14 protein-coding genes are annotated in these 13524 nt (G+C 65.4%); 4 read left to right on the top strand and 10 right to left on the bottom strand.

What is annotated here, in order from left to right; genetic code table 11:
• Positions 1–78: 78 nt before the first annotated feature.
• Positions 79–939, top strand: a complete 861-nt coding sequence (locus MUN73_RS02125) for an alpha/beta fold hydrolase (RefSeq protein WP_250138799.1) — start codon at positions 79–81, stop codon at positions 937–939.
• Between the two features lie 72 nt (positions 940–1011).
• Here the strand turns inward: MUN73_RS02125 and MUN73_RS02120 are convergent, their stop codons facing one another.
• The 5 genes from MUN73_RS02120 to MUN73_RS02100 form a co-directional block, all read right to left on the bottom strand.
• Positions 1012–1323 (bottom strand): HalOD1 output domain-containing protein, encoded by a 312-nt coding sequence (locus MUN73_RS02120; protein ID WP_250138798.1) that lies wholly within the window; start codon positions 1321–1323, stop codon positions 1012–1014.
• Positions 1324–1417: 94 nt separating this feature from the next.
• Positions 1418–2161, bottom strand: a complete 744-nt coding sequence (locus MUN73_RS02115; RefSeq protein WP_250138797.1) for a DNA polymerase sliding clamp — start codon at positions 2159–2161, stop codon at positions 1418–1420.
• A 109-nt stretch (positions 2162–2270) separates the two neighbouring features.
• Complete coding sequence (gene phnE, locus MUN73_RS02110; RefSeq protein ID WP_250138796.1) at positions 2271–3335, bottom strand: phosphonate ABC transporter, permease protein PhnE; 1065 nt, start codon at positions 3333–3335, stop codon at positions 2271–2273.
• A complete protein-coding gene (locus MUN73_RS02105; protein ID WP_250138795.1) occupies positions 3335–4120 on the bottom strand; it encodes a phosphonate ABC transporter ATP-binding protein in 786 nt (261 codons plus the stop codon). The genes phnE and MUN73_RS02105 overlap by 1 nt, the downstream gene beginning before the upstream one ends.
• A gap of 27 nt (positions 4121–4147) precedes the next feature.
• A complete protein-coding gene (locus MUN73_RS02100) occupies positions 4148–5158 on the bottom strand; it encodes a PhnD/SsuA/transferrin family substrate-binding protein (RefSeq protein ID WP_250138794.1) in 1011 nt (336 codons plus the stop codon).
• A 785-nt stretch (positions 5159–5943) separates the two neighbouring features.
• On the opposite strand from MUN73_RS02100, the gene MUN73_RS02095 reads away from it, so the two are divergent.
• Positions 5944–6729, top strand: coding sequence for a 23S rRNA (uridine(2552)-2'-O)-methyltransferase (locus MUN73_RS02095; RefSeq protein WP_250138793.1), 786 nt, complete (start codon positions 5944–5946; stop codon positions 6727–6729).
• Positions 6730–6789: 60 nt separating this feature from the next.
• Here the strand turns inward: MUN73_RS02095 and MUN73_RS02090 are convergent, their stop codons facing one another.
• From MUN73_RS02090 to MUN73_RS02080, 3 genes are all read right to left on the bottom strand, one after another.
• Positions 6790–7047 (bottom strand): hypothetical protein, encoded by a 258-nt coding sequence (locus MUN73_RS02090; RefSeq protein ID WP_250138792.1) that lies wholly within the window; start codon positions 7045–7047, stop codon positions 6790–6792.
• Positions 7048–7099: 52 nt separating this feature from the next.
• A complete protein-coding gene (locus MUN73_RS02085) occupies positions 7100–7276 on the bottom strand; it encodes a ribbon-helix-helix domain-containing protein (protein WP_250138791.1) in 177 nt (58 codons plus the stop codon).
• A 78-nt stretch (positions 7277–7354) separates the two neighbouring features.
• Positions 7355–9715 carry a twin-arginine translocase subunit TatC gene (locus MUN73_RS02080; RefSeq protein ID WP_250138790.1) on the bottom strand — a complete coding sequence of 787 codons (2361 nt, stop codon included), beginning with the start codon at positions 9713–9715 and terminating at the stop codon, positions 7355–7357.
• Positions 9716–9871: 156 nt separating this feature from the next.
• Between MUN73_RS02080 and tatC the strand changes: the two genes are divergently transcribed.
• Entirely contained in the window at positions 9872–11056 is a 1185-nt protein-coding gene (gene tatC / locus MUN73_RS02075) for a twin-arginine translocase subunit TatC (protein WP_250138789.1), read from the top strand.
• 107 nt (positions 11057–11163) lie between these two features.
• On the opposite strand, the gene MUN73_RS02070 is transcribed toward tatC, so the two are convergent.
• On the bottom strand, positions 11164–11520 hold the full coding sequence (locus tag MUN73_RS02070; RefSeq protein ID WP_250138788.1) for a hypothetical protein: 357 nt from the start codon (positions 11518–11520) through the stop codon (positions 11164–11166).
• 324 nt (positions 11521–11844) lie between these two features.
• The gene (larE, locus tag MUN73_RS02065; protein WP_250138787.1) at positions 11845–12783 is read right to left on the bottom strand and encodes an ATP-dependent sacrificial sulfur transferase LarE; all 939 of its coding nucleotides are present in this window, start codon (positions 12781–12783) and stop codon (positions 11845–11847) included.
• 119 nt (positions 12784–12902) lie between these two features.
• Here larE and MUN73_RS02060 point away from each other — a divergent pair, with 119 nt between their 5' ends.
• A complete protein-coding gene (locus MUN73_RS02060; protein WP_250138786.1) occupies positions 12903–13472 on the top strand; it encodes a DUF6789 family protein in 570 nt (189 codons plus the stop codon).
• Positions 13473–13524 lie beyond the last annotated feature (52 nt).

Raw genomic sequence — 13524 nt, 5'->3', positions numbered from 1 at the left:
GTGGGCCGCGAGCGTAATCGCCGATTGGTCCGTGCCGGGAGGGTCGATTTCAAGGGCACCCGACACGTCACTCCAGGTATGCCACGGGCGAGTCGAGACGGCGTGTCGATCTACTACGAGCGCGACGACGGCGACGGAACGCCCGTCGTCTTCGTGCAGGGGCTCGGGTACGGGCGGTGGATGTGGCGCTGGCAGCGGGAGGCCGTCGCCGGCGAGTACGGCGTGATCGCCCCGGACAACCGCGGGACGGGTCGATCGGACGCGGGTCTGCCGCCGCTTCTCCCACGGCTTCCCGGCAAACTCCGGACGCCGCTACTCCTCAAACTCGCGGGCTACTCGATCGGCGGCCTGGCCGCCGACCTCGAGGCGGTGCTCGACGACGCGGGGATCTACGACGCACACGTCGTCGGCGCGAGCATGGGCGGGATGATCGCCCAGCGGTACGCGCTCGAGTACTCGCGGACGAAGACGCTCACCCTCTGCTGTACGTCCCACGGCGGGCCGGATGCCGTCCCGGTCCCCGAGGAGACCCAGGAACAGATCTTCGACGTCCCGTCCGGCGCGAACGAGCGCGAGACGCTCCGCCACCGGATGCGGCCGGCCTTCAACGACCGATTCACGAACCGGAACCCGCACCTGATGGACCGGATCATCGAGTGGCGACTCGAACAGGACGCGAACGACCCCGCACGCGAGGCCCAGACCGCCGCCGTCCTGAACTTCGATGTGAGCGATCGGCTGGACGGCATCCGCATCCCCACGCTCGTCTGCCACGGGACGAACGATCGGGTGGTCCCGGTCGCAAACGGCGAACTCCTGGCCGAAAAGATCGCGGGCGCACGGCTGGAACTCGTCGAAGGCGGGTCACACTGTTTCTTCATCGAGGACGCAGACCGCGTCAACGAGACGCTGCTGTCGTTTCTGGCCGAACACGAGTGAGCGATCGACGCGAGCACGCCTGACCCACCGGCGCGGGGCCGCGCTCGCGCCGTCCGGTTTCACGCCGTCGGACTACGCGCTCGCGGTCGACGGCGTCTCGAGAATGCGCACCTCGCCGTCGCTGTGGACGCAGACGTCGAACCCCTCGTAGGGAAACCACAGCCGGTGGCCGGAGTCGCCGCCGGTTCGATCGGCGTGGGCACACAGGGCGTCGAGCGCGTCCGGTTCCACGACGTCGTAGAGGGGCGAGAGATCGGCCGGTTCGTCGCCGGTCACCGATGCGACTGCCGTCACGACGGTGTTGCTCGCCCGTTCGCCGGCACCGGGATCGAACGTCGTCACGAAGGCGTCCTCGCGCTGACTGGCGTCGTCTCTGGAGGGCATACGTTCCCTACCGCGGCGATACTGGTAGAAGGGGTGGTTTTCATGTGGCGCTTTTATATCGCCGGCCGATCGAGCGGAGCGCCTCCGGTCGCGCTCAGTCGCTCTGGATACGTGGCGCCAGCATGTAGGTGACCTGACCCTGGCCGTCCCCGAAGCCGAAGTAGATCTTGACGGGGAACTCCTCGCCGAGGTGGAGCGTGACCTCGGTGTCGCTCGGGATGGCCTTGTTCATGTCCTTGAGGTAGTCCAGCGAGAACAGCGAGTGGGCCGGGCCGACCTGCAGGTCGATCAGATCCGCTTCGGTGAGTTCGAGGTGGACGTCGTCGGTGTCGCCCTCCGCGTCCACGTAGAAGTACTCCTCGCCCTCGTCGACGCCGAGCGCGATGTGATCGGAGACCATATCCGCCGCCTTCACCGATCGGTTGACGTCCTTGCCCTCGAGGATGACCTCGGCGGGCAGGTCCAGGTCCGGAATGTCCGGCTCCTGACGGATGGAGTCGGGGTCGATCAGCGCGAGCGTGTACTCGAGCCCGTCGATCTGGATGTGGAGTTTCCGGGTCTCCTCGTCGAGTTCGAGCTGGATCAGCTGGCCGGATTCGGCCATGCCCGCGATGTCCTCGAGCCGGGAGAGGTCGACGCCGATCAGCCCGCCGTCAGCGTCGTAGGATTCGAACGCTGCCGCATCGAGCGAGAGGTCGACCATTCCGACGTTCGCGGGATCGACGGCCCGGATTTCGAGGCCGTCCTCCTCGAGGTGGATCTTGCACTCGTCGACCAGCACACTCACCGAGTCGAGCGCGCTGGTGAGCGTTTCCGCGCTCACGATGGCCTTGAACATATGCGTCGGGGTACGGACGGTTGCCATAAAAAGCCACCCTTTACGCGCGGGCGGGGCCGGGAGGGAGCGAACCGACCCGGTGGAACCGGCGTCCCCGGGACGGCACCGATCAGCGCGCGAGCGACTCGACCAGCCGCCGGGGCAGGCCGAGGAGCAACTCGCCGAGGCCCATCGGGTCGTCGTCCTCACGGAGCCGCGATCGGATCCGCTGGCTGAACAGTTCGACGGAGATGATCAGCAGGAAGATACACAGAAGCGTCGCCATCGCGTTGGTGAACTGGAACAGCCCCTGCTGAATGTCGAGGATCTCGCCGAGTCCGCCGGCACCGATGATTCCCAGGGAGACGGCGATGCGGACGTTGATCTCGAAGATGTACAGCGTCCAGGCGATAAAGGAGGTCCGCACCTGGCTCAGCATCCCGAAGACGATGACCTGCGGACGACTGGCGCCGGTGGTCTCCATCGCTTCGATCGGGCCGTCCTCGATCTCCTCGAGTTCGTCGGTGAACAGGCGGCCGAGGTTCCCGACCGTGTCGGTGCCGACGGCGAGCAGGGCCGCGAGCGGCGTCAGTCCGGCCAGGGGGATGTAGATCAGCGCCCAGACGAGCGCCGGGATCGACCGGATCGCCGACATCGTGCCCCGGAACAGGAAGTTGAACGGGAACGGCGTCACGCGCTCGGAGCCGAGGATGCCGAACAGTAACGCGAGCGGGAAGCCGAGGATCGTCCCGGCGAACCCGATCGCAAGCGTGATCCCCGCCTCGCCGAAGAGCGAGAAGATCCCGAGGTCGCTTCCGAAGACGAAGCCGATCGGGTTCGCGACGAACTGATCGAAACTCGCCGGATCGAAGAGGAGGTTCCGATCGCTGATGAACGCCCAGTACTGGCGGTAGTCGATGAACGGGATTCCCTCGACGAACGGCAGCCCCGTGAAGTACAGCGTGATCGGGAAGAAGTCCCGGAGCGATTCGGCGAAGAAGTCCCACTGGTAGCTTTCGCTGAAGAAGCCGACCGCGCTGAGCGCCTGGGCGAAGAGCATGGCGACGGTGACGACGAGCCCCGTAGCAACGACGACCTGGATGCGCCGGGAGTGGCGGATGCGCTCCAGTCGATCGACGACGCGGTCGGCGGCGTCGGCTCCCGATTCGGGATCCGTTGCGGCGGTCCCGCTCATCAGACCGCCCCCTGGTTGTCGACGGCGGACGACCCGTCGTCGTCCGCCACCACGACCATTCCCTCGGTGTCGATGTCGCCGTAGATCTCGTCGATCGCGTCGATCGTGAGTTCGTCGCGGTAGCCGTCGAACACTTTCGTCCCGTCATGGAGGCCGATGAATCGCTGGCCGAACTTCCGGGCGAGGTTGACCTGGTGGAGACTGACCATCCCGGTCAGGCCGCGATCCGTGGCGGCGGCCCGGAGATAGTTCATGACCTGCTGGGCGCTCCCCGGGTCGAGGCTCGCGACCGGTTCGTCGGCGAGCAAGACGTTCGGCTGCTGGACGAGCGCCCGGGCGATCCCGACGCGCTGTTGCTGGCCGCCGCTCATCTGACGGGCTTTCTGCTGGGCCTCGTCGAGGAGACCGACGGTCTCGAGCGCCTCGAGCGCGCGGAGTTTCTCGTCGCGGTTCTGGAGACGAAGGAGACTTCGGACGAACCCGTTCCGACTCAACGAACCCGTGAGCGCGTTCGAGTAGGCGCTCATCTGGCCGATGATGTTGTGTCGCTGGAAGATCATCGCCACGTCGTCGCGGGGGCTCGTGATCCGATCGCCGTCGATCGCGACGGTGCCGTCGGTCGGGGCCGTGAGTCCGTTGATACATCGCAACAGGGTGGACTTTCCGGACCCGGAGACGCCGAGCACGACGACGAACTCCCCCGAGTCGATCTCGAAGGAGACGTCGTCGAGCGCGACGGTGTCGCCGTACTCTTTCGTAAGCCCGTCCACAGTTATCTGGCTCATAGATAGTGAAAGCTAGCCCGAGGCCGATTACGAAATGTCTTCGAATTCGAGTCCGAGTTCGTCGAGGACCTGCTGGATGGGTTCGTAGTCCTCGTGGGAGCCCTCGACGACGTTGGAGAACCAGAGTTCCTCGCCCTCGTACCCCTCCTCGTGACTGAGGTCCTCCGGTTCGGCGTTGAGGATGGCCTCCTCGACGTCCTCGCGAACCGGGTCGTCCCAGTTCGATCGGGCCATGATCGGCGCGCGCGGGATGGGATCGGAGACGGCCAGCAGTTGCAGTTCCTCGTCTTCGGTACCGGCGTTCTCGTACTCGGCGGAGATCTCCGCGAAGTCCTCGGAGAGTTCGTCGAACTGTTCCTGTGGCACGTGGCCCGCCGTCGAGAAGGCGCCGGTCGTCGCCGCCACGATCTCCGGCCGGTTGAACAGGTGCTCGCGCGCCGTATCGTGATCCGAGTGCTCGGCCTCGAAGTCGACCGGATCGCCGTCCGGGGCCGACCCGGTGTCGAGCCCGGCGTCCTTGAGCATCGTCATCGGGACGAGCGTCCCCGACACGGAGAGCTGCGACCCCATCGCGATCGTCTCCCCCTCGAGATCGCTCAACTCCTCGATCCCGCTGTCGGGTGTCGTGGTGATCAGCGAGAAGTACCGCGCGGCCCCGTACTGGACGCGCATCCCGACGACGTCGGCGGCGTCGCGGGCCGCGACGGCGGCCGACGGTGACGTGTCCGCGAGGTGGGCGCGATCGCTACGAATGTCCTGTAGCGTCGCCACGTAACTGCCCGCTCGCTTGAGTTCGACCGAGACGTCGGCTTCCGACTCGATGTGCTCGGCCAGTGGCCGGTACTGTTCCTGGATGTCGACGCTCGACTCCGCGGGGTTGAGGACCATCGTGATCTCGTCGCTCCCGTCACCGCCGTTGCCGTCCCCGTCGTCCGACTCCCCCAGACAGCCGGCGGCCATCGCGGTGAGGCCGACAGCACTGCCCGACTGCAGCACGTCTCGTCGCGTTACGCGTCGTCCACCTGTTTTGCGAGGCATATCGTGGGAATTCCATTTCAGATACAAATAACTTTGTAAGTCCGATATCCGTGACTATATACCCCTGCCATCGCGACCAGTTACGGCGAATTCGATCGGTTATTTCGTTTTCTTCATCCCGAACGGTATATTATTATAGACTCGGTCGACATCCGGGAACCGGTCGATCACACCACCTCGATCGGCCCCATCGCCGGACCGGCTCGAGCGGCGGCCGCTCCACTACACCTATAGTAGCCACTGAAACGATTTACACACTGATCGCAAAGCTGTCCTGCGATCAGGTGTGCATTGACTTTCAGTGGCTACTATATCCGTCGCAGCCGACTACGCTCCGGCACGAAGTGGCTCGAAAAGACGACTACTACGACTCCTCCTCCCGACCTGTCTGACCTACTGTAGTGACAGCTGAAACGATTTACACACCCGATCGCACGAGGGCTGTACGATCGGTGTGTACTGACGTCCAGTAGCTACTGTAGCCGGCCGAGTTCCGGACTCACTCCCCCAGTTCTTGAATAGCTGTACGGGAACCAGTCCCCATCTTCGAGTAATACGTTGACGCACCGGGTGGTCACCTCGAACCGAAAGTCGACTTTTCGGGACGACGCCACGAGAATCGGAACGGTTGCCGGATCCCGAACCCACGTTGCAGAGCTGGTCTCCGAAGCAGCCAGCCGCGTTTCCGACGTACCTTTCCGCTTCGACTGCGTCACAACAGATATGAACGCGAATTCGTCGGCAACTCTCGGCCGATACGTATCTCGGAATTCGGTGAGGTCTCTATGACACGACGAGACGACTACTACAACAGGGCGAAACAGGAGGGGTACCGATCGCGGGCGGCCTACAAGCTCAAACAGCTGGACGACCTCGAGAACGTCATCTCCGGGGGCGACACCGTCGTCGACCTCGGTGCCGCACCCGGCGGCTGGCTCCAGGTCGCCGCCGAGAAGGTCGGCCCACAGGGGGCCGTCATCGGCGTCGACCTCCAGCGGATCAAAGACCTCGACGACTCCTCCCTGAACGATCGGATCGAGACGATCCGGGGGGACATGACCGAGGAGAAGACGCGCGAGCGCGTCGTCGATGCTGCGGGCGGTTCCGTGGACGCCGTCATCTCAGACATGGCTCCCAACATGTCCGGCGAGTACTCGCTCGACCAGGCCCGATCGCTCCACCTCGCGCGACAGGCGTTCGAGACGGCGCTCGAACTCCTCGATACGGGCGGGAATTTCGTCGTGAAGGTCTTCGAGGGCCCCGACGTCGACGACTTCCGGGCCGACGTCGAGGACGAGTTCCAGTACGTTCGCGCGACGGCCCCGAAGGCGTCTCGCGACGAGTCGTCCGAGATCTACCTCGTCGCGAAGGGCCGACTCACGGCCCCGGTCCGGGCGGGCGACGAACTCGACGTCGAGATCGTCGACGTCGGTAGCGAGGGCGACGGGATCGCCTCCATCGACGGCTACCGACTGTTCGTTCCGGACACCGAGACCGGCGACACCGTCCGGGTTCGCGTCGAGGACGTCAAACCCAACTTCGGGTTCGCAGAACCCGTCGATCGGGACTGATCGCCGATCGGGCGGCGCGTCGATGTTGCCAGCCGCCGTCCGTGCCGATCGTTCTCTCCCCTACTCTATCAGTTCGTACCTGATCTCGACGCTCGCGATCGACTCCTCTGCGGACCCGACGTAGAGGTCCTCGATACCCTCGAACACCTCGTCCGGAACGTGGCCCGCTTCCACGGCGTCCACGTTGCCGGTCGCCGCGAGTTCGTCGTAGAGATGACCGATCGCCTCGTGGAGCGCGCGCTGGGTTGCCGCGGTCGCCGGTAGTTCGATCGTTTCGGTGGACGTTCGGTCACGCTGATCGCGTTCCGGGGCTGTCATTACCACTGACGTTTACCGGAACTCATTTAGTTGCTTTTGCCGAGCGCTAACACTATTCGTCCGTTTCGAGTCGATCGTGACGCTCGTCGATCTCGTCCAAGATGTCGAGCGTCTTCCGGATCGACGCGCGAATGGCGTCGCTCCGGTTGACGAACTTGCCGTCGTCCCCGACGTGGTCGTCCAGGTCTTCGAGCAACTCCTGTGGGATTTCGACGCTGATCTTGGGCATGTGCGGGGCGTTCGCAGGCGGACGCCTTAAGCGTCGTTTCTCGGGCGTCGACGAACGGCGATCGTCGGACCGCCTCCGTCACTCGGGAGTCACACCGGCGTCGGCCTCCGGTTCGGGGTCCGCACCGCTTGCGCCGCCACCGCCGAAGAGTCGCCCGCCGAGCGTGAGCACGTACAGCACGGCGAGGCCGAGCAGGTAGGTCAGTGCGATCGGGATCGCCACCAGCAGCATCGTCAGGATGCCTTTCGGGCTGGCGAAGGCGGCGACGGTGAAGATGCCGACGACGACCGGCCGCCACCGATCGAGCATCGTCCGGTAGTTGACGATGCCGCCGACGTGGAACAGCGCCATCGTGACGATGATGTTGAACAGGAAGCCGATCCCGAGGGTCGTGTAGATCACGAGCCACGAGAAGCTGTTGATCCGGTAGGTGACGACCATCCCGTTCTGGACGGCGTCGGTGATGAGATACGAGATGACCGCCGGTGCGACCCAGTAGAACCCGAGGAACAGTCCCAGGCCGAAGCCGGCGAACAGCGTCCCGCCCCAGACGAGGAAGACGCGCTGGTCCCCGCGGACGAGGCCCCGTTCCCTGGCCGCCGGCCAGCCCCAGTAGAAGATCAGCGGGACGACCGCGATGAACGCGAGGATCGTACTTACCTTCACCATGAAGATCAGCACCTCGACGGGGTGGAGCGCGACGACGAGCCCCATCTCGTTGATGAGGTCGGTCAGTTCGGCCGGCGAATCCGCGGCGGCGATCTCCGAGACGTCCCTGTCCGTGACCTCGGCGAGCACCTCGTCGGGGACGCGATCGACGAACTGGGCGAGGATGATCCCGAACCCGCCCTGGTACATCGCCAGGAACGTGCCCGCGAGAACGGCCATGAACACGCCGACGATGTAGATCGTCTTCGAGGTGAGGCTGTCGACGATGAACGCCAGGTCGTAGGCGTAGCCGCCGATGTCCTCCTCGGTGGTCTCCTCCTCGGTGAACGGATCGAGCATCCCGGCGGCGGTACTCGGGAAGAGGCTCTCCTCCTCGTCGCCGCCTTCGGCGGCCGCGCCACTGCCGGACGGGCTTTTGGCGGACCCGCTCGCGGTGCTTCCGTCGCTTCCGTCGCCATTCCGCTGGTCTTCGAGCGAGTCGAACCGGTCGAGGATCGCCTCCGCCTTCGCCCGGTCGTCGTCGTACATCGCCTGCCGGGAGTACTCGAGGGCCTCCTCTTCCTCCATCGCGAGGAAGACCTGCGCCGGCACTTCCGCGACGTCGTCGGCCGCGAGCGTCTCGAAGTCGACGTCGTCGGGGTCGTCCGCGCTCCGGAGGTCCCCCTCACGGGGGTAGACCGGGGACTGCAACACCTTCAGCGTGTAGCCGATCAGTACGAGGAAGCCGACGGCGGCCGCGACGATCGCCCCGACGGCGGCGTCACCCAGCAGTCCGTGCTGGGCCGCGATCGACTCGAGGCCGAACGTTCCCTCGGGCCGGTAGGGGGCGGGCAACATCGGATAGACGGCCTCCTCCAGCCGGTCGAACCCGTCCCGGTTGACGAAGGCGGCCGTCCCGACGCCGACGATCGCCAGCGCGCCGACGAACTGGAGGAACCGCCGTTTCACGAACCCGGCTCCCGTGTCGAGTTCGGCGGCCCCGCGGCGACGCATGTTGGTGACGACCTTCGACAGTCCGAGGCTGAAGACGTAGAGGCCGACGAGCGGCAGCGCCCACATGACCAGCGTGAACGGGTCCGGCGGGGAGAACGCCGCCCCGAAGACCGTGATGGCGACGATCGCGTGTCGCCACTTGTCCCGGAAGAGTTCGTAGGAGACGATCTCGGTGTAGGACAGCACGCTCATGAGAAGCGGGAGCTGTGCCGCGAGACCGAACGAGAGGGTCAGCAGGGCGATGAACTCGGTGAACTCGGTGATCCCCCAGCTCGGGGTGACGCCGGCGTCGTGGGCGACGGCCCCGAGGAAGTCGAAGGCATAGGGGAAGAAGATCGCGTAGGCGTAGGTGACGCCGATCACGAACAGGGTGAGCGAGGTCGCGACGAGGCCGGCCACGTACCACTTGGAAATCGGAACGGCCGACTGGATGCCGCGGCGGCGGAGCGGATCCCTGGCGAAGTAGAGCAGGGCCGGAATCGCGATGACGACCCCGACGAGCATCCCGATCTTGGCCTGCAACAGGATCACCTCGAACGGCGTTCGGGTGATGATCGTGGTCGCGTCCGCGACCTCCTGGCTCATCTCCGCTTTCGCCGTCGTCTCGAGGAAGTCCCAGATGAAGACGCGCAGGGCGTAGAAGGAGCCGATAAATCCGATCACGAACACGATGAACACCTTCTGGAGATGCGTCTGCGCACTCGAGAACAGTGCGCCGAGCGTCTCCCGGCCGGTGTTGATGGCCCGGGCTGTGTCCTCGTCGACGGCAGAACTCATTGACTGCTCGTTGGTAACTGACATCCAGTTATCAACCTTTCGAGTAGGGCGAGCTGCCGAGCGCGGGACGCGAGTATTCCAGCCGCCTCTTGTCAACCCTTCTCAGCCTCTGTAAGAAAAAGGCCTATAACCGGCGGCCTATCTATATCCCGATAGATGCCGGACGAGTCGGACGAGAGGGCTGACGGTGACGGGTCCGACGAGCCACAGGTAGCTCCCGCCGATCGCTCGAGCGAGCCTGCCGAACGCGACGACGAATCCGACACCGACTCGTTTTTCGGGGACGACGTCGACTCCGTTTTCGACGACGCGGACGACGCCGACCCCGACGAGGGTGATCCGTCGTCCACGGCGGACGACGGGACTGACGAGTCGATCTTCTCCGACGACGCGGACGACTCGGCAGACGCCCCCGAAGCGTCCACGGCAGACGACGACGCGATCGACGACGAGAGTGCAGACGAGCGGACTGCGGACAACGACACCGCCTCGAGCGCGGACGACGAGTCGATCGAGGCCCGGACCGACGGCGAGGGCGTCGTCGGTGACCATCCCGAACCCGGGTCCGGCGGCCCGGGGTATCCGGACGACACCGACGTCGGCGGGATCTCGACGCCCCCGGACGACGAGGAGATGCCGCTGGCCGATCACATCGAGGAGATGGTCCTCCGGCTCGCGGTCGTGTTCCTCGTCGGCGCGGCCGGGACCGCCATCGGCCTGCTGTGGGCCTCACAGGCGATCGAGCACATCTGGCTTAACGTCTTTCCGTACGCTACCGAGGAGGTGCCGTCGCCGCACGTCTACCACCCGCTGGAGCTGTGGCTGACCCGGATCAAGCTCTCCGCGTTGCTCGGGATCATGGTCGCCCTGCCGGCGTTCATCTACGAGTGTTACCTGTTCATGCGGCCGGGGCTGTACCCCCACGAGCGGAAGTACTACCTCGCCGCCGTCCCGACGAGCGTCGTGCTCGCCGGGCTGGGGATGCTGTTCTCGTACCTGCTCGTGTTGCCGATCCTCTTCCAGTACTTCACCTACTACGCCGAGGGGAGTGCGGGCATCGCCTACGCACTGGGTGAGACGTTCAACCTTATCATCACGCTGACGGGCTTTCTCGCGATCGTCTTCCAGATTCCGCTCTTTATCATGCTCGCGATCATGATGGGCGTGACCACCCGCCGCTGGCTGGCCCAGAAGCGACTGTACTTCTGGGCGGCCTTCGCGGGGCTGGCGTTCATGTTCGCGTTCGACCCGACGGGGATGGCACCGATCCTCGTCGCGATCACGATGATCCTCCTGTTCGAGGGGACGCTCCTGGTGCTGAAGTGGGTCGGGCGGGAGTGACGACGGCCGGCGCTCTTCGGGCGGTCTCGGACCCGATCGCCGGTTCGACTCGTCGATCGGTTCCAGCGATCGCGACCCGTCGGCCACTGTGATCGACGCGTCGCTCGTTACCGATGTTCTCGGGTCCGATCGGCGGCGTACTCGAGGGCGTCCTCGAGCGATCCCGGACCGTCGTAACAGGCCGAGAACAGGTCCAGGAACTGGGCCGCGATCCGGTCACAGCGTTCGAACCGGAGGACGGTCCTGACCCGAGTCGTCTCGGAGAACTCGAGACCGGGATAGCTCGTCACGGTGAGCGCGTAGCCGGGATGCTCTTCGCCGTCGAGCGAGGCCGGGGCGACCTTCACCCGGAGGTCGCCCGACTCGTGACGGTAGATCCGGTACTCCAGTTCGCGATCGCTGCTGGCTGCGGTGTAGGTCCGACACTCTTCGATCGTCCAGTTCGGCGGCAGGTCGGCGTCCATCGGTCATCTCTACCCGGGGAACGGCTACGTCCGTATCGCATTGTGCAATATTACCGGACGTGAGTTCAGAAGCGCGACTATCGGTAACCGCGCTACGCAAAAGTCGGTTATATTCTGGACGTTCGTCTTCCTCTCCTGGGTATATTCGGACGATCGAGGACCTCGGGTTCGTGACGGGGCCGGTGTGGAATCGTCGCGGGGTCGCCGCTCGAACCGTCGCCCGCGGAGGCGATCGTCAGTATCGTACGGATTGCTGTACCGATTTACCGGCGCAACCGCGATCCGGGTGGCGGTTGCGCCGGAACTGACTTACAGTAAACCGTATCAGTCGTCGGTTCGCGAGTCGGCCGCGAAGACGTCGGAGACGACGGGGTCGCCGGCTCCGGTCCCGGAATCCCGGTCGGTCTCGTGCTCGCGTTCGTCCCCGTGGGCGTGTTCGTGCTGGGTCTCGCTCTCGCCCTCGGGACTGACGCTCCCGGTCCGGTAGCCGTGCAGGTCGAGGGTGACGTGGTCGAAGCCGAGGTCCGCGAGTTCCGCGCGGACGGTCTCGACGAACTCCAGTTCCAGCGCGCGATCGAGTTCGTCCGGCGAGACCTCGATGCGCGCGAGGCCGTCGTGGTCCCGGACCCGGAACTGGTCGAACCCCCACTGCCGGAGCAGCGCTTCGGCCCGCTCGACCCGCGTGAGTCGGTCTTCGGTGACGGACAGCCCGGTGGGAATGCGCGAGGAGAGGCAGGCCATCGAGGGTTTGTCCGCGACCGAGAGACCGTAGTGGTCGGCGATCGCCCGGACCTCCTCCTTCGTGATCTCGTGGGCCAGAAGCGGCGAGTAGACGTCCAACTCGTCGACGGCCTGCAGGCCGGGCCGGTGGCCCGCGCCCGGATCGTCGGCGTTGGTTCCGTCGCAGACGGTCTCGACGCCGAGGTCGCGGGCCGTCTCGAGCATCTCGCCGAGTCGCATCGTCCGGCAGTGATAGCACCGATCGTCGTCGTTCGCGACGAAGTCGTCGCTCTCGAGTTCGGAGAAGGCGACGATTTCGTGGCGGATGCCGATCTCCTCGGCGACCCGTTTCGCGTCCGCGAGTTCGGCCTCGGGGAGGGTCTCGCTCTGTGCGGTGCAGGCGACCGCGTCCTCGCCGAGGGCGTCGTGGGCGATCGCGGCCACCACGCTGGAGTCGACCCCGCCGGAGAACGCGACCAGCACCCCGTCGTGGGTTGCGAGGTCGTCGCGGGCAGCCTCGAGTTTCGCCTCGACCCGTGTCATGGCCCCCCGTTCGTCCCGGACGGGCAAAAGCGCGTTGTCGTCGACTCGATCGATGGGGCCCGGCATTACACCGCGCGCCGGGGGGTTAAGGAGCCGTCGGTGGTACACGTTCCGAAGCGATGTCTCTGCGAGACCGCGTCCGACGGCTGCGAACGACGACCGAACCCCGGGAAGGCCCACGGGCGATGTCCCAGCAATCGCGGCTGGAACACGCGACCTACGCGGCGATTCGCGGGCTACAGGCGGGGTTCGTCGCGACGATCATCATGACGGCGTTCCGGCTGCCGATCTTGCGATCGCTGCCGCCGTCGGCGAACTTCTGGTCCCAGTACGTCACCGGCGAGGACCCCGAAGACCATCCGATCGCCGGACTCGTCTTGCACTTCGCGTACGGAATCCAGGCGGGGGCGCTCTTCGGCGGCCTGTTCGCGCTCCAGGACGCGGAACGATCGATCGAACCCGAACAGCGGGGCCTCGTCTGGGGGACGGTCTACGGGATGGTGCTCTCCGCGTTCGGCTCCCAGTTCATGCTGAAGGAACTGCTCGGGATTCGACTCGACAGCGACGAACTCGCCCTCTTCCACGCGGGGCATCTGGTCTACGGACTCTCGCTGGGTGCCTGGGTCGGATCGCGAACCGAGGGCGTCGAGGATCCCGAGGCGGAGTACGAGTACAAGGACGGGAACTGAGTTCACAACGATCCGGGTGTTGAAGCCGTTGTTCTAGTACTATTCACGGCAT

Source organism: Halosolutus amylolyticus, from assembly GCF_023566055.1.
Classification (GTDB): Archaea; Halobacteriota; Halobacteria; order Halobacteriales; family Natrialbaceae; genus Halosolutus; species Halosolutus amylolyticus.
Note: the sequence above shows the minus strand (reverse complement) of the source record. Positions and strands in the feature narration are given on the sequence as shown.

Bases quoted from the DNA above. Each gene is read 5' to 3' on its own strand.
- MUN73_RS02125 (WP_250138799.1), top strand. From the start codon at position 79: ATGCCACGGGCGAGTCGAGACGGCGTGTCGATCTACTACGAGCGCGAC.
- MUN73_RS02120 (WP_250138798.1), bottom strand. From the start codon at position 1,323: ATGCCCTCCAGAGACGACGCCAGTCAGCGCGAGGACGCCTTCGTGACG.
- MUN73_RS02115 (WP_250138797.1), bottom strand. From the start codon at position 2,161: ATGTTCAAGGCCATCGTGAGCGCGGAAACGCTCACCAGCGCGCTCGAC.
- phnE (WP_250138796.1), bottom strand. From the start codon at position 3,335: ATGAGCGGGACCGCCGCAACGGATCCCGAATCGGGAGCCGACGCCGCC.
- MUN73_RS02105 (WP_250138795.1), bottom strand. From the start codon at position 4,120: ATGAGCCAGATAACTGTGGACGGGCTTACGAAAGAGTACGGCGACACC.
- MUN73_RS02100 (WP_250138794.1), bottom strand. From the start codon at position 5,158: ATGCCTCGCAAAACAGGTGGACGACGCGTAACGCGACGAGACGTGCTG.
- MUN73_RS02095 (WP_250138793.1), top strand. From the start codon at position 5,944: ATGACACGACGAGACGACTACTACAACAGGGCGAAACAGGAGGGGTAC.
- MUN73_RS02090 (WP_250138792.1), bottom strand. From the start codon at position 7,047: ATGACAGCCCCGGAACGCGATCAGCGTGACCGAACGTCCACCGAAACG.
- MUN73_RS02085 (WP_250138791.1), bottom strand. From the start codon at position 7,276: ATGCCCAAGATCAGCGTCGAAATCCCACAGGAGTTGCTCGAAGACCTG.
- MUN73_RS02080 (WP_250138790.1), bottom strand. From the start codon at position 9,715: ATGAGTTCTGCCGTCGACGAGGACACAGCCCGGGCCATCAACACCGGC.
- tatC (WP_250138789.1), top strand. From the start codon at position 9,872: ATGCCGGACGAGTCGGACGAGAGGGCTGACGGTGACGGGTCCGACGAG.
- MUN73_RS02070 (WP_250138788.1), bottom strand. From the start codon at position 11,520: ATGGACGCCGACCTGCCGCCGAACTGGACGATCGAAGAGTGTCGGACC.
- larE (WP_250138787.1), bottom strand. From the start codon at position 12,783: ATGACACGGGTCGAGGCGAAACTCGAGGCTGCCCGCGACGACCTCGCA.
- MUN73_RS02060 (WP_250138786.1), top strand. From the start codon at position 12,903: ATGTCTCTGCGAGACCGCGTCCGACGGCTGCGAACGACGACCGAACCC.